Source organism: Yoonia sp. SDW83-1, from assembly GCF_046762885.1.
Taxonomy (GTDB): domain Bacteria; phylum Pseudomonadota; class Alphaproteobacteria; order Rhodobacterales; family Rhodobacteraceae; genus Yoonia.
The window spans coordinates 328,985-352,893 of sequence record NZ_JBKQXO010000002.1; the positions used below are offsets into that span (position 1 = coordinate 328,985).

26 protein-coding genes and 1 pseudogene are annotated in these 23,909 nt (G+C 54.4%); 6 read left to right on the forward strand and 21 right to left on the reverse strand.

The window, feature by feature from the left end; all coding sequences use genetic code 11:
• Positions 1–142: 142 nt before the first annotated feature.
• The 7 genes from ACFWW4_RS03940 to ACFWW4_RS03970 form a co-directional block, all read right to left on the reverse strand.
• Positions 143–1,363, reverse strand: a complete 1,221-nt coding sequence (locus ACFWW4_RS03940) for a glycosyltransferase family 4 protein (protein WP_411889666.1) — start codon at positions 1,361–1,363, stop codon at positions 143–145.
• Positions 1,360–2,685: an O-antigen polymerase gene (locus tag ACFWW4_RS03945; protein WP_411889667.1), complete on the reverse strand. Its 1,326-nt coding sequence runs from the start codon at positions 2,683–2,685 to the stop codon at positions 1,360–1,362. The genes ACFWW4_RS03940 and ACFWW4_RS03945 overlap by 4 nt, the downstream gene beginning before the upstream one ends.
• On the reverse strand, positions 2,682–3,836 hold the full coding sequence (locus ACFWW4_RS03950; protein ID WP_411889668.1) for a glycoside hydrolase family 99-like domain-containing protein: 1,155 nt from the start codon (positions 3,834–3,836) through the stop codon (positions 2,682–2,684). Before ACFWW4_RS03950 ends, ACFWW4_RS03945 begins: the two co-directional genes overlap by 4 nt.
• The gene (locus tag ACFWW4_RS03955; protein ID WP_411889669.1) at positions 3,833–4,438 is read right to left on the reverse strand and encodes an acyltransferase; all 606 of its coding nucleotides are present in this window, start codon (positions 4,436–4,438) and stop codon (positions 3,833–3,835) included. The genes ACFWW4_RS03950 and ACFWW4_RS03955 overlap by 4 nt, the downstream gene beginning before the upstream one ends.
• A gap of 2 nt (positions 4,439–4,440) precedes the next feature.
• On the reverse strand, positions 4,441–5,283 hold the full coding sequence (locus tag ACFWW4_RS03960) for a class I SAM-dependent methyltransferase (protein ID WP_411889670.1): 843 nt from the start codon (positions 5,281–5,283) through the stop codon (positions 4,441–4,443).
• Entirely contained in the window at positions 5,284–6,585 is a 1,302-nt protein-coding gene (locus tag ACFWW4_RS03965) for a hypothetical protein (RefSeq protein WP_411889671.1), read from the reverse strand.
• 513 nt (positions 6,586–7,098) lie between these two features.
• Positions 7,099–7,227, reverse strand: coding sequence for an H-NS family nucleoid-associated regulatory protein (locus ACFWW4_RS03970; RefSeq protein ID WP_411889672.1), 129 nt, complete (start codon positions 7,225–7,227; stop codon positions 7,099–7,101).
• A gap of 143 nt (positions 7,228–7,370) precedes the next feature.
• On the opposite strand from ACFWW4_RS03970, the gene ACFWW4_RS03975 reads away from it, so the two are divergent.
• The 4 genes from ACFWW4_RS03975 to ACFWW4_RS03990 all read left to right on the forward strand — a co-directional run bounded on the left by ACFWW4_RS03975 (position 7,371) and on the right by ACFWW4_RS03990 (position 10,243).
• Positions 7,371–7,619, forward strand: coding sequence for a hypothetical protein (locus ACFWW4_RS03975; RefSeq protein ID WP_411889673.1), 249 nt, complete (start codon positions 7,371–7,373; stop codon positions 7,617–7,619).
• Between the two features lie 254 nt (positions 7,620–7,873).
• On the forward strand, positions 7,874–8,461 hold the full coding sequence (locus ACFWW4_RS03980; protein WP_411889674.1) for a sugar transferase: 588 nt from the start codon (positions 7,874–7,876) through the stop codon (positions 8,459–8,461).
• A 1-nt stretch (position 8,462) separates the two neighbouring features.
• Positions 8,463–9,113 (forward strand): acetyltransferase, encoded by a 651-nt coding sequence (locus ACFWW4_RS03985; protein ID WP_411889675.1) that lies wholly within the window; start codon positions 8,463–8,465, stop codon positions 9,111–9,113.
• The gene (locus tag ACFWW4_RS03990) at positions 9,113–10,243 is read left to right on the forward strand and encodes a DegT/DnrJ/EryC1/StrS family aminotransferase (protein WP_411889676.1); all 1,131 of its coding nucleotides are present in this window, start codon (positions 9,113–9,115) and stop codon (positions 10,241–10,243) included. Before ACFWW4_RS03985 ends, ACFWW4_RS03990 begins: the two co-directional genes overlap by 1 nt.
• Positions 10,244–10,272: 29 nt before the next feature.
• Here the strand turns inward: ACFWW4_RS03990 and ACFWW4_RS03995 are convergent, their stop codons facing one another.
• From ACFWW4_RS03995 to ACFWW4_RS04015, 5 genes are all read right to left on the reverse strand, one after another.
• On the reverse strand, positions 10,273–10,779 hold the full coding sequence (locus tag ACFWW4_RS03995) for a hypothetical protein (RefSeq protein WP_411889677.1): 507 nt from the start codon (positions 10,777–10,779) through the stop codon (positions 10,273–10,275).
• 441 nt (positions 10,780–11,220) lie between these two features.
• Positions 11,221–11,964, reverse strand: a complete 744-nt coding sequence (locus ACFWW4_RS04000; RefSeq protein ID WP_411889678.1) for an SDR family NAD(P)-dependent oxidoreductase — start codon at positions 11,962–11,964, stop codon at positions 11,221–11,223.
• Positions 11,965–12,026: 62 nt separating this feature from the next.
• Complete coding sequence (locus tag ACFWW4_RS04005) at positions 12,027–13,337, reverse strand: TRAP transporter large permease (RefSeq protein ID WP_411889679.1); 1,311 nt, start codon at positions 13,335–13,337, stop codon at positions 12,027–12,029.
• Positions 13,334–13,828 carry a TRAP transporter small permease gene (locus tag ACFWW4_RS04010; RefSeq protein ID WP_411889680.1) on the reverse strand — a complete coding sequence of 165 codons (495 nt, stop codon included), beginning with the start codon at positions 13,826–13,828 and terminating at the stop codon, positions 13,334–13,336. The genes ACFWW4_RS04005 and ACFWW4_RS04010 overlap by 4 nt, the downstream gene beginning before the upstream one ends.
• 95 nt (positions 13,829–13,923) lie before the next feature.
• Entirely contained in the window at positions 13,924–14,907 is a 984-nt protein-coding gene (locus ACFWW4_RS04015; protein ID WP_411889681.1) for a TRAP transporter substrate-binding protein, read from the reverse strand.
• Positions 14,908–15,252: 345 nt separating this feature from the next.
• On the opposite strand from ACFWW4_RS04015, the gene ACFWW4_RS04020 reads away from it, so the two are divergent.
• Both ACFWW4_RS04020 and ACFWW4_RS04025 read left to right on the forward strand, forming a co-directional pair.
• Positions 15,253–15,933, forward strand: coding sequence for a GntR family transcriptional regulator (locus tag ACFWW4_RS04020; RefSeq protein WP_411889682.1), 681 nt, complete (start codon positions 15,253–15,255; stop codon positions 15,931–15,933).
• Positions 15,934–15,942: 9 nt separating this feature from the next.
• Positions 15,943–16,314, forward strand: coding sequence for a DUF1304 domain-containing protein (locus ACFWW4_RS04025; protein ID WP_411889683.1), 372 nt, complete (start codon positions 15,943–15,945; stop codon positions 16,312–16,314).
• 627 nt (positions 16,315–16,941) lie between these two features.
• Here the strand turns inward: ACFWW4_RS04025 and ACFWW4_RS04030 are convergent.
• The 9 genes and pseudogenes from ACFWW4_RS04030 to ACFWW4_RS04070 all read right to left on the reverse strand — a co-directional run.
• Positions 16,942–17,235: pseudogene (locus ACFWW4_RS04030) on the reverse strand (integrase); the annotation flags it as partial.
• 123 nt (positions 17,236–17,358) lie between these two features.
• On the reverse strand, positions 17,359–17,754 hold the full coding sequence (locus tag ACFWW4_RS04035) for a transposase (RefSeq protein WP_411889684.1): 396 nt from the start codon (positions 17,752–17,754) through the stop codon (positions 17,359–17,361).
• A gap of 7 nt (positions 17,755–17,761) precedes the next feature.
• Entirely contained in the window at positions 17,762–18,130 is a 369-nt protein-coding gene (locus ACFWW4_RS04040; protein ID WP_411889709.1) for an IS110 family transposase, read from the reverse strand.
• Between the two features lie 30 nt (positions 18,131–18,160).
• A complete protein-coding gene (locus ACFWW4_RS04045) occupies positions 18,161–18,394 on the reverse strand; it encodes a hypothetical protein (RefSeq protein WP_411889685.1) in 234 nt (77 codons plus the stop codon).
• 241 nt (positions 18,395–18,635) lie between these two features.
• The gene (locus ACFWW4_RS04050) at positions 18,636–20,009 is read right to left on the reverse strand and encodes an FGGY-family carbohydrate kinase (RefSeq protein WP_411889686.1); all 1,374 of its coding nucleotides are present in this window, start codon (positions 20,007–20,009) and stop codon (positions 18,636–18,638) included.
• Complete coding sequence (rhaM, locus tag ACFWW4_RS04055) at positions 20,006–20,323, reverse strand: L-rhamnose mutarotase (RefSeq protein WP_411889687.1); 318 nt, start codon at positions 20,321–20,323, stop codon at positions 20,006–20,008. The genes ACFWW4_RS04050 and rhaM overlap by 4 nt, the downstream gene beginning before the upstream one ends.
• On the reverse strand, positions 20,320–21,324 hold the full coding sequence (locus tag ACFWW4_RS04060) for an ABC transporter permease (protein WP_411889688.1): 1,005 nt from the start codon (positions 21,322–21,324) through the stop codon (positions 20,320–20,322). Before ACFWW4_RS04060 ends, rhaM begins: the two co-directional genes overlap by 4 nt.
• Positions 21,321–22,313 carry an ABC transporter permease gene (locus ACFWW4_RS04065; protein ID WP_411889689.1) on the reverse strand — a complete coding sequence of 331 codons (993 nt, stop codon included), beginning with the start codon at positions 22,311–22,313 and terminating at the stop codon, positions 21,321–21,323. The genes ACFWW4_RS04060 and ACFWW4_RS04065 overlap by 4 nt, the downstream gene beginning before the upstream one ends.
• Positions 22,310–23,854 carry a sugar ABC transporter ATP-binding protein gene (locus ACFWW4_RS04070; protein WP_411889690.1) on the reverse strand — a complete coding sequence of 515 codons (1,545 nt, stop codon included), beginning with the start codon at positions 23,852–23,854 and terminating at the stop codon, positions 22,310–22,312. Before ACFWW4_RS04070 ends, ACFWW4_RS04065 begins: the two co-directional genes overlap by 4 nt.
• Between the last annotated feature and the right edge of the window lie 55 nt (positions 23,855–23,909).

Sequence of the window (23,909 nt, forward strand, 5' to 3'; positions counted from 1 at the left end):
GCGATAACTTCTTCTACTGCCAACAGGAGCGACGTGCTGCCGGACCCGGGGCGACCACGAATGATATAGTCACCTTGGTATCATTGCTGAGAATTGATGATTGCCGACCTTCTGTGATTAGCTCGGGCTGCAAAGGCCTTCCTCATACTTGCCGACTTTTGTCGTATGCGTTTTGCAAAACGGATACGAACTCTTGACCCAATTTGTCGCGACTGAACCGTACTTGAGCGAGCTGCCTCGCGCGACGGCCGGTCTCAGCTAAGGCCTCCCGATCACTAAGAAGTAAAGAAAGGTCATCTGCTGCTTTGTCAGGATCAGCATTGAGGACTACGCCGCATTCATGCTCATCAATCAAGTCGGCCTGCCAACCCTGATAATTGATCGCAACGGCTGTCCCCGATGCCAGCGTATCAAAGAACTTGTTTGCTGAATTTGCCCACATCGCCGGTAAATCGATAAACAAAGAGCAAGAAACACTGGCCGCAGCAAATGCTCCTACAAGCTCTTGCTTAGACATAGCCGGATACTGGAAAAAGTTGACATCCAATACGCCCAATTGCTTAGCCAATTGGTGCGTCCTTTCCGCCTCGCTGCCATGCCCTATGGTCACAAACCGGACCTCAGGAAAACGATCTTTCATAAGATGGGCCAGTTGGGCCAGATATCCAACACCGTTAATACGTCCGAGCGTACCTGCATACAGAATTATTTGCCCAGTTCCTAATTCGGGATGTTTGGTCCTAAACTTGTTGGCAGCGACCTCCGAAGGTGTAAACAAATCCAGATCGCACCCATTGGGTATGATTGTGATTTTGTCTTCAGGGTATCCAAGTTGGATCACGCCTTCGGCCATTCCGGGCGACAGTGCAACAATCGCGTCAGATCGAGCATAGGCAAAACGTTCTAAACAGATGGCTAACCAGCGTGTCAGGGGATTCTTGAGGGCACCCATCGCGATCGGCAGCTTTGGCCATAAGTCCCTAACCTCAAATACCAGAGGCGTGCGAAGCCTCCGTGCGGCGCGATATCCAGGCAGAATGATGGTCAGTGGCGTACTGGTAGCAAAAACCAGATCTCCGCCGATACGACAGCCTCGTTGCCCGGCTTTCAGCGCAAACTTGAAGAACGCACCAATGCGGCCTGCAAAGCTCATTGTGTTATCATATCTGACGGGTAGCCAGTGCACTTCAATGCCATCTATGGATTCTTGCCACCAATCAGTTTTTTCCGTTGGCTCACGCCAAGTGGTTATGATGTGGACTTCATGGTCGGCTGCGACGAGGCACTTGGCCATTTCGTAAGACCTCGTACCGCCCGCCATTTCGGTGGTGTTGAAATACTGATGAAAATATAGGATTTTCATGAATGAACGCTGGTCTGATTGCTTAAGGGGTGCTGAAAGCTGTCATGACGTGGATGCGCACCGTCACCTCTAAAAAACCTCATGATCGCCATTAGAACAAAAATCTGCAGAAACACACCCTGTGAAAAGAACGTGCCGTAGTAGAAGTAGAAAACTAGTGAGATTACTGTAAATGTTGCTGCTGCACGTGCGGCAGGATCAAGTGTTTTCGTGGCCCGGTCTAGGTGTGCGAAGTAAAGCCCCAAGATGAAGCCGATTAAGACAATCCCAACGATTCCAAGGTTTCTCCAAATATCTGCGATAGCTCCCACTGGTCCGACATATATTGAATTTTCTTGTAAGGTTCCTACGTAACTACCAGTGATCAACGCGGTCAACCGTGAAAACCGCAAGAATAACTTCTCGGAGGAAAAATCAAAAAGCCCGTAGGAAAGCTCAATAGGTACAAAGTTGGGTGCCATGATTGCCCGGTTTGAAATGAAGTCAAAGCCCGTAAATATCACATCTCCTAGTCCAAATCCCTGTATGTTATACTGAATATAGGTCATCGTGCCGCCAAGAAGAATAATCGCGCAGCATAATATAAATGATATTGAAAACAATTTTTTTATGGACCTCGAGCGCATGAACTCAGCGTAAAACAACATTACGATGATAAGCATAAGTGGGCCGCGTTCCAAAGTCATGATAACACCGATGACAAGCGACAGTAGCAGGAACAGGACAAACCAAAGGCTATACTTGTTTGAGTACCACCGCAGCACGATAAAGTAGACGGTTGCAAATGGCAGAACAAGTCGCCGAGCGATCTGGGTGAGCGCTGTGACAGCCCGATTGCTGTCATTTGCGCCAATCAACCGATAGTCTAACCGATCAATATTCTGGCCGTATTGCGCGACCTTTTCGTAACCGCCAGACAAGAAAATTAGCCAAATTAATAGGGAAGAAAAGAGCGCCACCCAGTAAACGACTCGATGTCGGCTCAGCAAATAGGATCGCTGTCTATGATCGATTTGCAGGTGCCTGATATGAGAGCGACCTAAGGCCGCACTCCCACCAATAAATTGCCGTGGCGCAACGCGTTGCGCCAGTTTGTGCATCGACAAACCTCCAAGGTAGCAGGCGGAAAATACTCCCCCAACAATGAAAGCGCGAGACGCAGCCTCATCATACTGTTCGAACGACAAATAGTTCCAATAGGCAGTATAGTACTCAGTACTGGCCATAAAAGCTGTAGGGGCCAAAATTAGTACAAACAATACAAAGGTCATAACCGATGAGGGCTTAGCATATCTGCGCACAAGTTTTTTGCGCTTAGTCATCTCGTATTCAAGGCCCGTCGCAGCGCCTCAAGTCGCTGGGTTGGCCAGAGTGTGTCGCCCTGAAGGTGCATTCCTTCGCCCCACTCGTTCCACGCATTTATCAACAAGAGCTGGTTTTCCGTTTGTCGAGCCAAATGGTTGAGTCTACCGATATATGTCTCAAACTTATCAGGCGAAAAGCCATCCATCACCCGCGCTGATTTCTTGTACCGCGGTGTATTATCGAAATCTATGAAACCGGTCAAATTCAACGGTTTTGTCGTTGTATCGAGAGCGCATTCAGATTGCTCCAGAATATGTTGCCATACCTCATCATAGTCGTGCCAGTTCGAAGTCTTAGGCAAAAGGTCCTGAACCGAATACAAAATCTTACGCAAAGGCAACGGTAGGTCTAGCAGCTGGCTGCGGAGGCGCAACCAAAGCGTGGGCTCAGCGGGTCTTTGGGCAAAGACATTCCTTGGTCCAAACAAGCCAAGTGTGGGTTGCGCCAAAGTGACAGAGTCAAATCCGGCCTGATAATCGCTACGCGCACTACTTTTCCGTATGGTCCCAGCTATATGCGGTTCGCACCCGTTTTCTTTGCTACAAAAGTTTCGCAGTTCGTCGCAATAGCGCCAAATATTATCGACTTCCTCGGGTATATAAATCTGAAAGAACGGCAAACTGCCAACTTTGGTATAGCGCTTGTCGACAAATGCTCGGGCCAGATATGCATAGTGTTTTTCGCGTTCTGCTGCAGTCTGGCCGTAGGTCTGCTCAATCAGAACATCCAAAGATCCGCGGCGATTGCGCCAAGTCCGTGTCCAAGAATGGTTTGCCCAGCAAAGAGAAAACTTAATGTCAGCTTCGGGATGGTCCAACAGCAGGTCAAATGGGCGACCCAAAGGGCGATCCTCATTGTACCAGTAGTGATAAAAAACAAACGCATCAATTCCCGCACCGCGCGCCTGTGCAAACTGGCGCTCCATTTCAGATACAGAGAGCAAATCAAACTCACCATCTGCTGGAACGCGAGGCTGATGATGGTTCTTTCGCAGGGGCTTTGCGTTGCGCACATTCGTCCATTCGGTGAAACCCGGCCCCCACCATTCCGAATTATACGGGCACTCATGAAACTGCGGTAGAAAATAGGCTAAGACACGAAGGTTCACTTTGCTTCCCCGCCTTTTTCTGCTCGGAAATGGATGCTATGAGGGGCAACATCCCGGTCAACGACTGCGCCAGCCGAAATGATTGCCCCAGCTCCGATAGTGACACCCCCAAGGATCACGGCCTGATCCCCAATCCAGACATTATCGCCAATTTTGATCGGTCCCTTAGAGCTCAACGGTCGATCTCTTGGGGCAATATGCGTCTTGGTGGCCATATCTGCTTTTGGCGTGCCATGGCTGTGATCGACAATCAGAATGCCACTACCTCCCAAGACACCAGAGCCAATGATAATGCCTTCTGTTGCACCGATATGGGTGTAGTCTCCAAAGCTGCTACGATCCCCGATCTTGATCAATGGACCAGTTTGGCGGCGACCGTGACATTCAAGGCGGGCTAAGATGCCAAAGGAAACGTTGCGTCCTAGCAAGATCCCTCTTGAATTCATAATGCGTGGACTAAATCCGAAATAAAGACTGTTTGCAGTCCCCGAAGAGAAGAAGCCAAAAAGGTAAAACAGACGCCCCCGCAGCCGACCAATAGCTGCGCGCATTGCACGGAAAAGCAGGTTTAGGATTGCCTCGTCATTAAAATTGCGTGCCATGGTCAGACCGGGTTGTTGAAGTCAGGAACGGGTAATGCCGCAAAGCGCAATCCACAGCTCTGCCCGGTGCAAACATAGTGATCCACCTGTCGGGTGAAGTCTGAATGACAGGTTGGGCATGCTAACAAATCATCTAAATCAAATGTACGCCGGCGTACGGACCGTATTGAGCCAATCAGTCGCTCACGCAGGCTTTTCTCGGCCAAGTCGGCCAATTCTGTTGTTTGTACTTCATGTAAAGTTTCAGGGTCTTTGAACCAATCTGTGTTGTCCGCTGGGTTTAGCAGCTTGAACTGAATTTTGCCGCGCCATTTGTAGCAAACGTGGAACAAACGGGGATAATTGCCGAAAAATCGACGCCAACTAACATCTTGATCCAGCAGGTCCAGCGTGCCGATAAAATCATCACCGAGGGGGCCGTTTTTTTTGCGAATATGCAAAACATCGTCGATCAGCATTATTTCTAACAGATGCACATCAAACGGATGAATTCGTTCATACAAGGCATTGGGTGTTTCAATATATCCCGCTTTAGATACGCGCTCTAACTCTGCCAGAAACGCCTCAGGTTGGTGCAGATGCTCTAACACGTGAAATGCAAAAGAGTACGAAAACGTCCCAGACTTAAACGGCATTGATGTGCCATCAGCCAGAACCGTCGGTCTGTCAATCGTGATTTGCTTATACCGATGTGTCGTGTCGACGTATTTCTCTAGCAATACATCAGCGAATGGATGCGGATTACCTCCCGAACCAACGTCCAGAATCAACCCGCTGCCATAGATGGGCTGGCGCAGCTTGCGCATTGACCAGCCAAATATTCTAACCTTCTTGAGCACAGCCATTCATACCGCTTTTTCAGATTTGAGAGCCCGGACGCGCGGCGCCACCACGACAGGCCCGACGACTACCCAAAAGATAAGCGAGTTGAAAGTAAAAACTGCAACTGCGGCAGCAACCCCGCCCTCGGCAATAAACAGCCAACTCATCACAAGTGTCGTGGCTGCGTTGGTAGCTGATACCCACCACAACGTTTCTTCCTTGAACGAACGCAAGTAATAGTTGAGCAGAAAAAAGACGTGGGTGCCGACCGCTGCTAAGGTCAAAAAGCCCATTGAAGAAGCAGGGATAAGACGATCTTGCAACTTGTCTAAACCGACAAAGGGCAAAAGGCAGTAAATGGCCCAGAACGTACCGATTAGGATCGCCAGAAATACAAACGACTGGACCGTGCTTCGGTAAAATAGACGGTCAAGTTCCGCATAATTACCTTTGGCTACAAGTTGACCAAAGACAGATGAAAGAGTTGAAACAGCAAGAATTGCGATGCCATTGATGATCTGAATAACTTGCAAGCTCAGACCTAGCCGACCAGCATCTTCGGGGCCATGACTATACATGACAAATGGGGTCAAGAAGTAGAAGATAAAGAATCCCGTCAGCCAAGAAATAGCCAAACGCCATTGAAATGGCCAGATTTCTTTTCGCCATTTGACGCGCGGGAGTGGACGCGTGCTTGTTTTCCAAGACAAAATGTCAACATGCGGTGTGATTAATCTGAGCCCGATCAAAGCGCTCATACCCGCCGCGACTGGAAGAGCCCATAGTTCGAACCCAAGAATGATCAGTACTGCGGCCAGCCCAAAGTTGGTCAGCGAAACCCATAGCCTTAGACGGCTGACAGCAAGAATGCGGCGATGTCCTTCTATAATGGAAGTTAAGCCTACTACAAAAACGCTCAGACCTGTTGCGAAACAGAAGAACATCCATGGTAAAACTACATCGCGATGACCGTTTTCCATAGTGTCTATCTGTGTCTTATACAAGAAGATCGCAGGCAGAAGGACAAGTGCAAGGAGCGCACCTGCAACAGCAAACCAAATGAAAAAGAGACGTTTGTACGCTGCTAATTTGGCGGACTTTCCATCGGTCGCAGACAAATGGCTGATGAATTGGACCACCGCTGTGGTCAGGCCCAACTCTGCAAAAAAGCGCAGAAAAGCGAGGCTGTAGAACGTATAATAGAAACCCTGCATTTCTAGTGAAAGTTTGAAAACGACCGCTAATATCAGGCTCGCCCCACCGACCAGCGAAATTAACCTGTTCAGGACGTTGATACCGACCGCAGATGATCGAAATGCCATCATGCGCCGGTTTCGGTTGTCACGCGCCCATAATAAGACTCGGCGCAGCACATTATTTCTAGACCTTACTGACATTGGCTGTGGTTTTCGAATACACTATACTGCCCAAGAATTTCAGATGATGACATGATGTTGAGAGGTTCTAAGTGGGATACTCTTCAAGTGCGATTTTCGTAGTTAAGTTTCTGTTAGATTGCGCGGACGCACAATGGCTTCGCGTAGTAGACCTTGATCTGAACCAAATCAACAGAAAGGAGCGGAGCAGACTTTAAGCTTGAGCGGTCAGTGCGCCGGGGTTTTAGTTGAGCAACTCGAAGAAGTCGTGCTGCAAAGGTTCAGACGTGCGACACTGCGGAACAGAGCGCCACAGCATTCAATGATCTATGAGTTGCGGTCGGCAGGCAAGCTTAGACCCAATTGGTGTTCCGAGGCGTGCGTTGGATATCCATTCGGCCCGTTTTGTAGACGGGGCTGGGGTACGATGTGGCCAGCGCACCACAGCATGTTGGGCGCAGTTTAGATCGCAAGATCCTCTGGCGATTTCCCAGCGACCATGACCGCCTTGAACCATTCAGGCTGCCGCCCTTTGCCGGACCACGTCTGGATCTTGTCAGCTGGATTGGCGTACTTTGGAGGGCTTGGCATTTTAGCGGCTTTGGCTGTCTTGCGGGTCGCTTTCGCGGCCTGTACCGGTCCTTATCAGTGATACAAAGCAGCGAAGCCAACGTGCGTTTGAAAAACTAAGCATTTCAGGTGGGTTATGGCCGCAGTGTCGAAGAACCTTGGTCGTGAAGACATCCGCATTACACTGGTTGGGCAGGGGCGAGAAAAACCCCACCTACAAGAGCGCACTGGCCGAGGAACCCGACAACATCCTGTCTCTTGATCCTATACCCAAGACGCATGTCGCCGGTTTGATGGACGTTGCCGTTATTGGGCTCAAAACTTTGCGAAATGTGCCAACATTCTACTTTGGCACGTCGCCTGACAAGCTCTTTGACTACATAACAGCTACGCTACCGGTGCTCAATAACTGACCTGGCTGGATTGCCAATCTGATTACAGAACATGACTGCGGCTTTGCTGTTTGCATTGATGACCCCCAACGCCTTTGCAGACGCATTGATGAAGGCATCGGAAAACCGCGATGCCCTCAGATAACGCGCGCACCCTTGCACACAACGACCACTCACGAGTAGCAATATCCAAAAAATGGGTCAGTTGGGTGTCGGGCACCAACACGCCGTACTAAACAGCAACTATTGGCTTACGTTATCGAAATGGTCAGCACATGAAACGAATCTTTGACATACTCGGCGCGAGCATCGGCTTGCTCTTTTTCTTGCCAGTATTTGGCATCGTGGCATTCTTAATCTGGCGACAAATGGGTATCCCCATTTTCTTTCGACAAACCCGGCCCGGGCGCAATGGCAGGCCCTTCCAGATGATTAAGTTCCGCTCCATGCGAGACGGCGTCGATGCGTATGGCAACCTGTTGCCAGATTCGGAACGGCTTACGCAGCTAGGCCGTTTCCTGCGCGCTAGCTCGCTTGATGAGCTGCCCGAACTTTGGAACGTTCTAAAAGGCGACATGAGCCTCGTCGGCCCTCGTCCTTTGTTGATGGAGTATCTTCCGCTATATTCACCCGAGCAATCTCGCCGACATGATGTACGCCCGGGCGTTACTGGATGGGCTCAGATCAACGGACGTAACGCAATATCCTGGGATGAGAAGTTTGCGCTCGACGTCTGGTACGTCGACAACAGCAGCCTATGGCTTGACCTTAGAATCATATGTCGGACCATCCGCAAAGTCATCAAGCGCGACGGTATCTCTGCTGCCGGAGAAGCGACTATGTCACAATTCAAGGGGAAATAAGATGATGCTGTATGGAGTCTATGGGGCTAGCGGTTTCGGGCGAGAGCTCATGCCAGTCGTACGCCAGCAGGTATCAACGGAACTGGAAGCGGAATGTGTATTCATTGATGACGCAGAAACGCCTGCCACAGTTAATCGCTACAAGAGTATGACATTTGAATCGTTTCTTTCGCACCCCGCCGAAGAACGCCGCGTAGCAATCGCAATCGCGGCCGGTGATATCAGGGCCGCTGTGGCAGAGAAATGCGCACGTTCCAATGTATCAGTCTTTGATGTTCGTGCGCAAAACAGCATTGTCATGGACGAGGTAAGAACAGAAGAGGGCCTAGTGCTATGTTCGTTTACCACCCTCACTGCAAATGTCACAATTGGTCGTCACTTTCACGCAAATATCTACTCCTACGTGGGCCATGATTGCGTGATTGGAGACTATGTCACATTTGCGCCAGGAGTAATGTGCAATGGGAACGTCCACGTTGAAGACTATGCCTACATCGGTACAGGGGCGGTTATTCGCCAAGGCATACCTGACAAACCTTTGGTTATCGGCGCTGGCGCGACCGTTGGTATGGGGGCAGTCGTTACCCGCGATGTTCCGCCAGGTATGACCGTCGTTGGAAATCCTGCGAAGTCGATTATTGGGGACCAATGATGCGTATTTATCTGTCGCGGCCCCATATGTCTGGCCGAGAAGAGGCCTATGTAGCGGAAGCCTTTGCCTCGAACTTCGTCGCACCCATTGGGCCGCAGCTAGACGCATTCGAAGCCTCTGTTCACGATTATCTTGGTGCTGGTCTCTACTGCGTTGGGCTTTCCTCGGGTTCCGCTGCCCTCCACCTTGCCCTACGCATCGCTGGTGTCGGCCCGGGTGATGAGGTTTGGGTTTGCTCAATGACTTTTGCGGGCGGCATCTTCCCTGTTAATTACCTTGGCGCAACGCCTAGATTCTTCGATCTCACCGCTACAAGCTGGACAATCGACGCAGGAATACTTGCCGAAGAATTGGCCAAGGCCTCGCGCAACAACCGGCTTCCCAAAGCCATTGTCCCGACAGACCTCTACGGCCAATCCGTCGACCTCGATGCACTTGAAACCGTCGCAGCCGAATATGGCGTTCGTCTCATCATCGACTCAGCAGAAAGCACTGGTGCGACCTTCAAAAATGGCCGCATGGCAGGCACCGGTGGTGATGCAGCAATCCTATCCTTCAATGGTAACAAGATAATCACTACTTCGGGAGGCGGGATGCTGGTCACGCAGCACAAGGAGTGGGCCGACGAGGCACGCTTCCTCGCGACCCAAGCCCGAGACCCCGCCCCGCACTACGAGCACTCCACTTTTGGTTATAATTATCGCCTCTCCAATATCTGCGCGGCAATCGGTCTCGGCCAAATGGAGGTTTTGGACGCTCGCGTTGTGCGTCGCCGCGAGATTTTTGCGCGTTATGAAGCCACCCTAACCCGGCCTGGAGTCACCTTCATGCCAGAACCGGAAGGCTTCCGATCAACACGTTGGCTCACGGCTCTAACAATAGATACGGCGCAAACAGGTGTTTCAAACGAAGATATTCGCCTGATGCTTCTGGAGCATCAGATTGAATCTCGTCCGCTTTGGAAACCGATGCATATGCAGCCACTCTATGCTGGTACGCAATACTATGGCTCGGGCATCGACGAAGGGCTCTTTGCAGACGGTCTTTGCTTGCCATCAGGAAGCGACATGACGAACAACGAGCAAGATGAAGTAATCGAGCGGATCACTGGATTGTTCGAAGCTGCGTGATGTCTCCTCAAAAATGCCCCCATTATTGGCTAAAGTTCTCGGTTAGGTTTTCCTTGTCTGGTATCCAGCTGCTGCCGTAGATCTTTGAAGTGATTGTATCCATTGTCGTGAAATAACGGGGTCACGATCTGATCAATCACCACATTATGCGGGGTGAGAAATTGCGAGACCGAGACCAGTACGTCGCCATTCATTGGCGGTGCGGCTTTGGCAATCGGCGCCAATGCTTGCGAGATGATGTCCAGCGCTGCTCTGAGCATCTGCGGATCATTGCGGGCTTGGCCTTGCTTGGCCAATAAGGCGCGATAGCGCCCGCCCTCGACGGTGTTGCACAGCACTGGCGGTGGGGGAATGTCTGGGCTCAAACCCTCGGCCTCAAAGGGCGTACGACCCACATCCAAAAGTTGTATCTGCAACTGATCAGGTTTTGAAGCTAGCCAGTGTGCAGATAGGGCGTTGTCGATCTCTGCGTCGCTGAACTGTATCCGCCGCTCAATCTGCTGGTATGATACCCCTTCACTTTTGTCACAGCTCATCTCCCTTAAATGGCATTGCCGATTTCGATGACTACAGGAACTTAGACTTGCGAATTCGTGAACTTAAATAGACACCATAAATCGCCAGTTCATGAAGCTTGTAACAGCGGACATTGAAGGAGTGACATCAAACGGCAGCAAATTCCCGCGAACTGTGAATTCGCCAATCCCTTGATTTCGCGGTTGCAGCGAATGTCCGGTCTGGCGGGCCGCACCGCAGCATGCCGATCATCTGGTCAATGGCTGGTTTGGGCCGTTCGTGTCGCCAGCCAAAGCCAAGATTGACCAGATGCTGTGCCGCATGCGATGGCAGCTGAGAGTCCCAGAGTGACCGATGCTGCGGGTTGAACACCGCCACAGGGCCAAACCCCAACCTGCGCTTCAATACCGACCAACTGGATTCCGTCCTGCGATCTACCCCGGTCGAGCTGTGCTCTACGCTCACGAAAAGAGAATGCCGCCATTCAGATCGATGTTGGTCCCGGTGATAAAGGCGCTGTCATCGCAGGCCAGAAACAGCACCAGATTGGCCGCATCGTCCACATGTCCCTGACGCTTCAGGGGGGCGTTGGCCTCAAAGCCGCGCCGACCGGCGTCCGGGGTGTGGACGTTGTGGAAGTCGGTGTCGATCATGCCGGGACACAGCGCATTGACCCGGATGTCGGGGCCAAGTTCCTTGGCCAATCCGCGGGTCATGGTCATCACCGCGCCCTTGGAGGTTGCATAGGCGACGGCGCCCGGCCCGCCGCCATCGCGGCCCGCCTGGCTCGCAAGGTTGACGATGGCGCCGGAGGTCATCGTGGCAAGACAGGCCTGCGTCATCAGAAAGGTGCTGGTCAGGTTCAAGCGCATCACCGCCTCCCAGTGATCGAGAGACATCTCGGCAATCGTCTTGCGCGCGATCAGCCCACCGGCGTTGTTGACCAGAATGTCCACGCCGCCAAAGGTCTCAACGGTCTTGGACACCAGCGCATCGACGTCGGCCTTCTGATTGAGATCGCCCTGCATGGCGAAGGCCCGCCCCCCCGCGGCCTCGATCTTGGCAACTGTAGCGTCGGCTCCTTTGGAACTGGAAAAGTAGTTGATGGCGACGCTTGCGCCTTCTGATGCGAGCTTGATCGCGACGGCGGCACCGATATCACGGCCGCCTCCGGTCACGATGGCGCTTTTACCTGCAAGTTTCATTACTGTCCTTCCTTTTGCGAAGCCTGCGCCTCGCGGTTGTTGTCTCTCGGGTACTAAGTGCCCTAACGAAACGCCCCCGGCATAAGCGCCTTGGGCAGCCAGAGGATGATTTCCGGGAACGCCGCGAGCAAAATCAGGATCACCAGCATCGGCGCCAGAATGAGAACGACCTCGCGCAGGACCTGCATCACGTTGAGCCCGCCAATTGCGGCTGAAATCAGAAGGCAAAGCCCATAGGGCGGTGTCACCAGCCCGAAGGCGAGTGAAACGATACCGATGATCGCAAAGGCGATCGGGTCAACCCCACCGGCCTGTGCAACCGGCATCAGAACCGTGCCGAGGATGATGATTGTCGGTATCGCATCAATGAAGAGGCCAAAGATGAGGAACAGGGCGGCAATCAGCAGCGCCGTCCCGAACGGCCCAAGTTCCCACGCCGTCAGAACGCTGACGATGAGGCGCGGCGCGTTGTAGAACGACAGCAGCCAGCCAAAGGCCGAAGCCGTCCCAATCGCAAAGAGCGAAATTGCCGCAAAGCGCGCTGTGTCATAGAGGATGTGGCCAAGATCTTTGGGCGTCACGGTTCGATAGACGAACATGCCAAGAACCAGAGCGTAGCCCGCTGCTATGATGGCGCTCTCGGTCGGAGTGACCAGACCGCCGACGATGCCGCCGATTACGAAAACAGGGGTCAACAGTGCCAGTGCCGCGCCTTTCCAGGCCGCCCAGAACTCGCTCCAATTCGGCGACGCGGTGACGGGATAGTTGCGGACCCTTGCAAAGCCATAGACGGTGGCCATCAGCGCCAGCCCGATCATCAGCCCGGGGATTGCGCCGCCCAGAAAGAGCGCGCCGACCGACACCTGCATGACACCGCCCCAGACGATCATCAGGATAGATGGCGGAATGATCACCCCCATCACCGATGAACAGGCGGTTATCGCGACGGCAAACCGGGTATCGTACCCTTCTTTCTGCATGGCAGGAATCAGGATTTTCCCGATGCCCGCCGCATCGGCGGTGGACGAACCAGAGATGCCCGCAAACAGCATCGAGACCGCCACGTTCACATGGCCCAGCCCGCCCGGCATCCAGCCTGTCAGCACGCGCGCCAGCTCAATCAGGCGGTCAGTCACTTTGCCGGAATTCATCAGGTTGGCCGCAAGAAGAAAGAACGGCACCGCGAGCAGGATGAACGAATTGTAGGATTGGAACATCCGGTCCACCACGATGAATGGCGTCAGCCTCAGCTCCAGCACGACGACCGGAATAGTTGCGAGCCCGAGGGCGAAAGCGACGGGAATGCGGATAAAGATCAGGATCAGAAATCCAACGATCAGCATCGTTGCGGCAGTGGCGGTGGTGAGGATCATGAGTGGGACGCCTCGCCTGAGCGGAACTGTGCGAAAGCCTCGAACAGCCGGTAGCTTGCCAAGAGGAGCCAGAACCCGCCTGCGATGGGCACCGACACATGCGTAATTACCAGATTGGCCCGCATCATCACGGAGCGCTGGTTGCTTCCAAACTCGGCATATTCAAGGCCGTAGAACAGGAAAAACGCGCCAAAGATCATGATGGCGAGATGCACGACACCGTCCTGCAGGAACCGCGCCAGTGGAGAGTTTGCGTCCCGCGTGATGCGGACGTCGAAATGCGTCCCGTCCCAAACCGCGACGATGGACCCGATCATGACGATCCACACAAAGAGAAACGTGGCGAGTTCCTCGGTCCAGAGAAATGTCGGAATCAGACCGGTGTAGCGAGAGATCACCTGCATCGCGACCGGAATCGCCAACGCCCCCATCATCACGCCAAGAAGGAGCCGCAAGGCCCCGCAGAACCGTTCCAAAAGCCGTCCAAACATGCTCTGCCCCGCATCCTTGTTGGATACCGCCATCGATATCAGAATAAAGTTGACGGGCGGTCATGGGAACTGCACCGCCCGTCAACGCCGGGATTTTACATGCCGCGCACGTTCTCAAGAAGCTCGGTCGCCCCAAGCTCTGCCGCGTAAGCGTCCTGAACCGGTTGCACCAGCTCAAGCATCTTCTCGCGGCCGTCGAAGGCGTGGATCTCGATCTGATCGGCATCGGCCATCTCTTGCAGGATTTTTCCGTCAGCACCGCTTTCAAGGGCACGGCCAAACGCACCGGCTTCTGCGCCGGCATTCATGATCGCGGCCTGAAGATCGGCATCCAGACCATCAAAGGTCTTGGCCGACATCACGATCGGACGCACGGTGATTGTGTGCTGGGTGAGCGAGATATGCGGGGCCACCTCGTAGAACTTGAGGTTCTGGATGGACGCCGCCTCGTTCTCAAAACCCGCGATTACGCCGGTCTGAATGGCGTTGTAAACCTCGTTATACGCGATAGCCGATGGGGCCGCGCCCACTGCATCAAAGGTTTGTGCCTGAATTGGGGCTCCCATCACGCGCATGCGGTGATCGGCAAGTTCTTCCATGTTGGTGATCGGTTCTGCCGATGCGAGGTTGCGCACGCCGCCGCCATGGTAGCCCACGATGACGATGCCCGCACTTTCGCGCAGATCAGCTTCGAGCGGCGCAAAGGCGTCGGATGACAGAACCGCGTTCCAGTGGTCGAGATCACGGAAGAGGAACGGCATGTCCATCAGCGGAATGGATTCAGAGAACACCGCCATGTTGGACGGCGCGAGGATGGTATAATCCACGGCCACCCCCTGGTTCAGATAGGTGACATAGTCGCTTTCCACCCCGAGTTCACCATTCAGGCGCAGATCGAATGCCACCTCGCCGTCGTAGTTTTCAGCGACCAGACGCTCGAATTCCCGCAAGGTCTTGGTGAACGAGTGATCCTCGTCAAACATGCTGGCTCCGCGCAGCGTGACTTCGGCCTGCGCAGTGGTAACGCCGCCGAGTAAAATGGCCGAAACCGCCATCGTCTTCAGAGTGAAGTTGAACATTCTATCCTCCCAGATCAGGTTCAAGTTTTGTCTTTTGGGCCGGTCCCACAGGGCCGGGTAATTCGTTCGAAACCTTGGTCGGCCGTGGTGCCAGATCGGTGTCAGCCGGTTTGCGGATCGTCAGATACCCCTTTGGCACGCCCGGTTATTCCGTCCTCAGTTGCTGTAATAGCCAACACGAAAACTTGGATACTAGTCAACAATTAAATTCATAGATCCAGCAAAATATGATCTTTTCTATGCTGAAAATGGAGGGTAGCATGTCGTCTAGTATGCAAATTGACACTGTTGTTTTGCCAAAAACTCTGCCAAACTGATCCCAAACGGAGGTTGCGGAAGCAAGGCATGGTCGCAGTGGAAACCCTAGAGCGAACAACAAGCAGCGACGTGGTTTTTGACACGTTGTTCGGGCAGATCACCCGGCTGGAGCTTCTGCCGGGCACCAAGATCTCGGAAACGGATGTTGCGAAATCCTTCGGGTTTTCACGCCAACCCGTGCGTGAGGCCTTTACGCGTCTGGCCAACCTCAACCTGCTTTTGGTGCGGCCACAGCGCGCAACTATCGTCAGGCCGTTCTCGCGGCAATTGATTGCCAATGCCCGGTTCGTGCGGACAGCTGTCGAATTGGAAGTCGTGCGCTTGGCTGCCAGCACACGGGACAAATCCGTCGACGCCGCCTTGAAGGCAAATCTGCGCAACCAGGCCGAAGCGATCACGGCCGAGGATGTGGGTACGTTCCATGAGTTGGATTATCAGTTTCACAAGCTTCTATGCGCTTCCGCCCGGCAGTCCTTTGCCTTCGACATCATCGCCGAGAACAAGGCGCAGGTGGATCGTTTGTGCATGTTGGCCCTGACCAGCAAGGAGGCGATGGAGGTTCTCTATGACGATCACCAAGTGCTCTTGCAGGCGCTGTTTGGCGGCGATGCGCAGGCAGCAGATCGGGTTTTGCGGCTGCATCTCGACCGGCTAACACCGACGATCGAGGCCATCTACACCACGCACAATGCGTATTTTGATGAATAGGTGCCGCAGATGAGAACGCTTTTTCTTGTTCTGGTCGCGCTGATCGCGGCCTTGCATCTTTATATCGCCTGGTTCGAGATTTTCGCCTGGACAACCCGCGGGCCGGTGGTTTTTGACACATTTCCAGCTGAACTGTTCCCCCAGACGACTCAATTGGCCGCAAACCAAGGGGTTTACAACGCCTTCCTTGCCGTCGGTCTGATCTGGGCCCTTTTCATCCGGGACAGCGTCTGGCAGCGCCGCGTGGCCATCTGCTTTCTCGGCTTCGTTCTGGTGGCCGGGATCGCAGCCGCGATCACCGTTTCGCTTCGGCCGGGCCTGTTTCAGATTGTGCCGTCATTGATTGCTCTGCTCATCGTTGCATTTGACAGGCGTAGGTAACTCACGTCGACGCACCAAGCGCCAGCCAAGGCCAAGTCGCATTTTGCTTCCTGACTTGGACTAATCCGTTTCTCGTAGAACCCGAATTGCGACCGAGAACTTGCGAAACTCTTCAACGCAATCATGCGATTCCCGCTCGTCACAGGCATAGTTTGATATTGCAAATCTGGTTGGAGTAGGCGCTAACCATCCATCACTTGCCGTTGAGCACGGTCCCAACCGACGCGAATCCCGCCGATGAGTACGGCCCAAAAGACCGTCCGCTGATCGATTCCCTTGCGGACACGGGAAGCTCACGGCTCGACCGGCAAGAACGGCCCATACCGGTCATTGACCTACTGTGCATCATGCTGCAGTCCGGCCCGTCAAACCGGACTTTCGCTACAAATGCAAAATCCACGATGGTCGAATTCGCACTGTGCGGGACAGACCTGCCGTTAGCGGTGTTTGTTTGAACGGTTGCTTTATGCGGTTTGCGACCGCAGCGAAAAAACCTACATGGGAAGCAGCCTTTCCCCGCAGTTGCAAGTCGACCATGTCAAGCACATAAAAACAGACATCCGTATGGTAGACCGGTTGTCGGGGAACTGCGACCAGCAGATAGCCTGCATTGGTTTCGGTCCGTTATCCGCTTGGCTCCAAGCCAATCGCGGTCACCCAGTCATGCACCAGCCGACCGTATTGGCGTGTTGAGATGTGCGGACGGTCGTGGAACCGACTAGGAAACATAAACCTGCACGCGAGCATTTCGGGCGATTTGACCCAAGCCAAGACGGTTTCGGGCGTATTTTCAGTGAGTTCAAACTGAACTGGTTGCTTGGTTTTGCTTTAGATGACCGAAACACCCTCGCGCACACGCTCATCTTTGACAAGATCGGTCACCGCGAGTGTGACGAGATCGCAGCCGCGCAACTTGCTGTCATGGCGACGTTGAGAGCCTCGCTTTGAGACGCGCTTTTGTGGAGCAGCAGAAATTTTCGGCTTCATCCACGAACCTCGTCAGGTGAGGACGATCCTGTTCAGATTGGTGGTCCGGCGTTTAGTTCATGCAATGCCCTCCGCCTTTTCTGAGCGGAACTCCGTGCCATCCGCCCACATACAGTGAAGCAGGCCGGCCAATTCGCGAGCAACAGCCACAACTGCGCGGCGACGACCCTTGGTGCGCATCAAGCGCATACCCCATGACTTGATCTGCGATCCGGCCATTGTTCGCATGAGTAATGCATTGGCGGCTGCATAGAGCGTAGTCCTGACATCCCAATCCCCAGCCTTGGATATCCAGTCAGGGTTGTCATGTTCGCCAGATTGGTATCGCCGGGGCGTGAGGCCAAAGTGGGCAGCCACAGTGCGAGATCGTTTGAAGCGCGACGGATCGTCGACGTCGGCCTTGAAGGTCAAAGCTGCAATCGGCCCGACACCGGGAACCGTCATCATGCGCATGCACACCTCATCCTGACTGGCTGCTCGTTTGACCCGTCGGTCGAGTTCCAGAAAGTGCTGATACAGAACTAGCCGAGCCATCGAGTAGCAGGAGCATGGCATGAGCCAGAACCTCATCCATCTCGATCATCGGCCGGACCACGCCGTCGAAGCTGCCGTGCTTCACTGTCTTTGGCAGGCGGATGCCAAATATCTTCAGCAGTCCTCGCACTTCATTTGCCAAATCAATGGTCTTGCTCAGCAAGGCCTTTCGCGTGCACAGAAGCGCCCGAACCCCGTGCGCCTCCCGGCTCTTCATGTGAACGGGGCTGAACCAGCCTGTCCGCAGAATTTGGGCAATGCCGCGGGCATCATTGCGATCGGTCTTATTGCGCATCGCTGATAGGGCGGCACTCACCTGGCGCGCCTACATGCAGACGACATCGAACCCCTCTGCCTTCAATCCGTAAAACAAATGCTGGCTTAAAGTGCCGGATTCAAAGCCAATGCGTTCAATCGGAAAGGCAAGTGCGGTCAGATACCCTGCAATCTCCTCGATCTCGAAAGGCAGCTCTCGCTCATGCAAAACCCTGCCTTTGCCATCGAAGATGCAAACCGCGCACGACCGCAGCGATACATCCAAACCTGCAAAATATTCCATTCGAAATCTCCCATGTTCACAGTTTCCCTGTGATCCTATCGGGAGCTCGACCTCAGTTCAGGGTCAGCCCAATTACGCATGCTGCGGGCCCTTCGTATTGGTCAAGCGATGTCGCACCGCGGCAGGACGGTCAGAGCCCAAAGTATCAGGTGCTGGGAGACACTCCATTACCCGGAAAGGGCGAAGAGCGGACGTTTTCTCCACTCGCGAATTGGGCATGGCTGAATGTGGGGTTGTGCGGTCAGATAATTGTTTCAGATCGCCAGAGGGCTGCGTATTTGCGAAGATCTGGAAGATTTCCGGGAGGGTGAGCCAAGTTTGGCCTGGCCAATCCATCGCTTTGATCGAAAAGGAGAGCGGCCCCAATGCTGGTGCCCGTAACGGCGTCACTTGTTAGAACTTCCCTCCCGGTTGCGGCCGCAAGCATGGCGGTAAATTCACGATTTCGGGCGAAAGGCCCTTCAACGATCGTTGGGCCGGTTGCGCCGGTCAGCTGCAGGCAGGTGTCTGTCATCAAAGCAAGGTAGAATGAAAGCGCTGCGGATCTTGTGCCCGTGCCGAGATCTGGCTCTGTCGGTGTCCAGCGCATCTTTCGACCCTGAAACGGCCCCGTTTGTGGCTCTACTGCTGGCAAAACCATCACGTGCTGTTCCAGGACCTCTACCACGTCCTTGGCTGTCGATGGTGCTACGTGGCCCTGTTGGATGAGCTCGTATTCTCGCCCGCCCATGAATCGCGCGCTAGGAACGGGCGCACCGCGCGCGTCGACATTGATGAGCGTATCCCGTCTGGAGTCCAGAGAAATGTCTGCGCCGCCCAGTGTCATGGCTATAACCCATGTACCAGTCGAGACCACAGAAAACGGACCTGTTTGGGTCAGAAGGTGAGGATAAAGGGATGCATTGGAGTCGTGAATGCCAACGACAACGTTGGTATCGACGGGCAGACCGGTAAGTTGCGCAATTTCAGGTCGGATTGCACCCAAAACATCAGAGGGTTTGTGCACCTGCGCGATCTTGTCAGCAATGCCCAAACGCCCAGGTAGGTCCGAAAACACTCCTTTTCGAGGCTGCCAGAGATCCGTGTGGCAGCCGATCGACGTAACATCGGTTGCCGCAACGCCAGTAAGGCGATGTCCCCAATATTGCGGGTATGTCACGATATGCGCGGTGCGGTCTCGCAATGATGGGACTTGGGTGAACTGCCAATGCAGTTGCGCGCCGATGTTCAAGCCGCCTGCCAATGTCGGTGATCCGGTTTCAGCGAAGTTCGGTTTGAGAGCCGTGTAGGCTTCTACGATGTGGCTAGGATATTCGTGTTCATAATCGAGGATCGGCGCGGCGAGTTGTCCTTCGCGGGTCAGTAAAGCCGCACAAGCACCGTGGGTCGTGACGGAGATTGCATCCACGCGGTGCTCTTTGTGGAACTGGCTGAGCGCATCGAGCAGAAACTCCCAGTGCCCTTCGACATCGTAGTGCGGCCACGGACCGTCGGTCAGCACGATGTTCGGGCGGGTTAGCACGGCCACTTCGGTGAGGCTCGGCAGATCGACCAACGCGAGTTTGGCGTTGGTCTTGCCGATGTCGATCACCGCGACATGTTGGGGTGCTGTCATGGCAAATGGAACACACGTTCCAGTGGCACAGCGACGGGTGCGTTGTCGGGGCCGGCCTCCATGATGTCGGCCATATGTGCCCACCATTTCTGCATGACCGGATGTTCTGCCAACCCGTCCATCGTGTGATTTGACCGGCGCTCGAGAACACCGATCAGCAACAAGGTCTCGGAGTCAAAATGGATCGAGTAATCGCTGACCCCTGCGTCGTGCAAAAGGTCCACCAGCTCCGGCCAGATCTCATCATGGCGGCGCTTGTATTCGGCCTCCATTCCATCATTCAGGCGCATGCGAAACACGTAGCGTTCAGTCATTTTGCCCTCCGAGCTGCGGCCATCGTCCAGAGGCGTGGCAAGGCAATGACGCCGATCAGCAGCAAGCCGATGAAGATCGACATGACGATGCCCGGCACATTCAACAGACCCAAGCCAAAGGTGACAAGTCCCATAACAAAGGCTGCAATGACCACGCCGGGGATCGACCCAGATCCGCCAAGGATATTGACGCCCCCCAGAACGACCATCGTGACCACTTCAAGCTCCATCCCCGTGGCGATGCTGGGGCGCGTGGAGCCGAGGCGCGAGGTCAGGCAAACCGCTGCCACGCCGGACATCAGGCCGGTGAGCAGGAACAAGATGAACTTCACACGCTGAACCCGGATGCCACTGAACAGCGCCCCGGTGGGATTGTTGCCGATGGCGTACACCGCGCGGCCAAAGTTGGTTTTGTGCAAGAGCACAAAGTAGATGATCGCGATGATCAAGAAGAGCAGCATTTCAACTGTGAAGACCCAATAGATATAACCTTGGCCGAACCAAGAAAAGCTGGCGGGATAGCCTCGGAAGGCGTCATCGCCCAAGATGATAAAGCTGATGCCACGAAAAAGGCTCATCGTGCCGATGGTGACGACAATGGACGGCAACCCAAGGATCGTGACGAAAACCGCATTGAACGCTCCGCATAAGAGGCCGACTGTGAAGCCGATGATCACGAGTTCCGGCGTGCCCGCGCCGTATTGCAACGCAAGGCCCATCGCGGTGCTGGCAAGGGCGATGATCGACGCAACCGAGAGGTCGATTTCGCCCGAGATGATCAGCAGCGCCATCGCAAAGGCGATCATGGCTTTTTCGGTGAAGTTGAAGGTCGCGTCGCTGAGGTTCCACGCGCTCAGAAAATAGGGCGAGGCAAAACTGTTGACGATGAAGATCGCCACCGCGACAGCGAGCAACAGCGCTTCCCAACTGCGGAATGTCCGATACGCGCGACTTTGCAGACGGTCGGGCACATGGCGGGTCTGAAGGCTAGTATCGGTCATTCTGCGGCCTCCAGCGGTTTTTCGGCTGACTTGAGGATGATACGGCCTTTGGTTCGGCCTCCTCGGGCGTTGAACGCCACGGCAATCAAGATCGCACTGCCGGAGATAGCGAGTTGCCAGAAGGGTGAGATGTTGACGACAGGCAATGCGTTTTTCACGACCCCAAGGAAGATCGCGCCCAGGACTGCACCACCGACCGATCCGATACCGCCCGCGATTGAGATGCCGCCAATGACACAGGCAGCCACAACCTCAAGCTCGAATCCGCCTGCGATATCGACATAGGCTACTGCAAAGCGGGATACCCAAAGATAGCCAGTCAATCCAGCGAGCGCCCCGGAAATTACGAAGGCCAGAAACTGCGTCTTGCCGACATTGATCCCGGTATAGACCGCAGCATGGGGGTTGCCGCCCACTGCAAAGACGGACCGACCCAGCGGGGTGCGAGACATCATGACCGCAAAGCCGATAACGCAGGCTATGGCGATCCACGACAGAACTGGCAAACCAAGAAATTCGGCACGCGGGAACGCCGTAAACGCGGGCGACATCTCGTGCGAGTTCACCCATTTGCCATCCGAGATCAGAAAGATCATGCCGCGGTAAATGGTCATTGTGCCAAGAGTGACCACGATGGGCGGGATCGCCAGCTTCCAGACCAGCAGCCCATTGATCGCGCCCATCACAGCGCCCAATCCGATGGCAATCGCAATGATCACAGGGATTGGCAGGCCGGGCATCGCGACGTTGATCATCGCCACGGCCATGCCCGTGAGCGCCAGATTAGCCGCCACCGATAAATCAATGCAGCGCGTCAGGATCACGACCATCTGCCCCAAGGCAAGGATGATCAGAGGTGCTGTATCGTTGAATACATTGGCGAGGTTCGAAGGCGCGACAAAGCCGGGAAACCGCGAGGCGATCAGGATCATCAGCACCAGAATGGCGGCTGCAAGGATGGTTTCTCGGACAGGAATAAGCCGGGTCATGCGGGAACTCTCCCGGGAGTTTTAGAGATGCCTGCGGCGTGCCGAACAAGCGTTTCCGGGGTCAGGTCATCGCCTGCGAGTTCAGCCGCGATACGCCCGTCCCGCATGACAATCACACGGTCAGACATGCCGATCACTTCAGGGATCTCAGAGCTGACCATGATCACAGACAGGCCGAGTGCTGCCAGTTCAGCCATAAATTCGTGCACCGCTGCCTTTGATCCGATGTCGATACCTTTGGTGGGCTCGTCAAGGATGATGACTTGCGGTTGGGTCGCCAGCCATTTGGCGATGACGACCTTTTGCTGGTTGCCACCCGACAGATTGCCGACGTCCTGATCAAGGGATGCAGCGCGCAGATCCAACCGCTCGGCATATTTGCGCGCCAGTTTGAATTCCTCGGCGAGCCGCAGGAGGCCACGCTGGGACGTGCGACCAAGGGACGGAAGGGTGATGTTCTGGAATATCGGCAATCCGATAATCGCGCCCTGTTTACCACGATCTTCGGGCACGTAGACGATCCCGTTGTTCACGGCATCTGCGGGGGACCGGATGACGCAGATATCACCGTTGATTTTGGTCACGCCTTTGCTGGGTTTGGTTATGCCAAACAAGGCCTGCATGAATTCGGAACGACCCGCGCCCACAAGCCCATAGAAACCGAGGATTTCGCCGCGCTTGAGGGTGAAATCGATGTCGGCGAATTCGGTCGGATGATCATAGCCCACGACTTGTAGAACATCCTCTCCTACAACAGGATCACGGTCGGGGAAAATATGGTCGACGGCGCGGCCAACCATCATTTTAACCAGCGCGTCTTCGTCGATGTCTGCGATCAGACCGTCGCCCACAAACGCGCCATCGCGAAAGACGGTGTAGCGGTCGGCGATGCGGAAAATCTCGTCGAACTTATGGCTTATGAACAAGATTGCTTTGCCCTGGGATTTCAGGGTCTCGACCAGTTCATACAGCTCTTCGATTTCCTTGTGCGACAGGGCGGCGGTGGGTTCGTCCATGATCACCACGCGGGCATCAACGGATAGGGCGCGGGCGATGGCCACCAGGTGCTTGTTGGCAATGCCAAGATCGCGCAATTGGGTGTGTGAACTGAACGGCGCGCCGATTTCTTCGAGCAGAGCGGTAGCAGCGCGGTGCATTTCGGCGTTGTCGATCAATCCGAACCGCGTGCGCGGAGCATGGCCGATATAGATGTTTTCGGCGACGGAGAGTTCGTCAAACAGCACGGTTTCCTGATGGATCGCGGTAATGCCCGCGTCGGAGGCATCATTGGGATTGGAAAAGGCGATGGGGTCGCCGTCGATGCGGATTTTGCCGCCGTCAGGGAAATAGATTCCAGTGAGGATCTTGACCGTGGTGGATTTGCCGGCGCCGTTCTCGCCCACAAGGGCAGTAACCTGGCCGGGATACAGGTCCAGTTTGACCTCATCCAGTGCCTTCACTCCGGGGAAGGTCTTGGTGATCATGTCCATGGAAACAACCGGGGACACGACGGGCGAATTTGGCGCGGGTTGCGTCGTCATTCGAAACCTCATTTGGAGCGGGGCGACGTTGTCCGGCCCGACGCACCGTAGTACG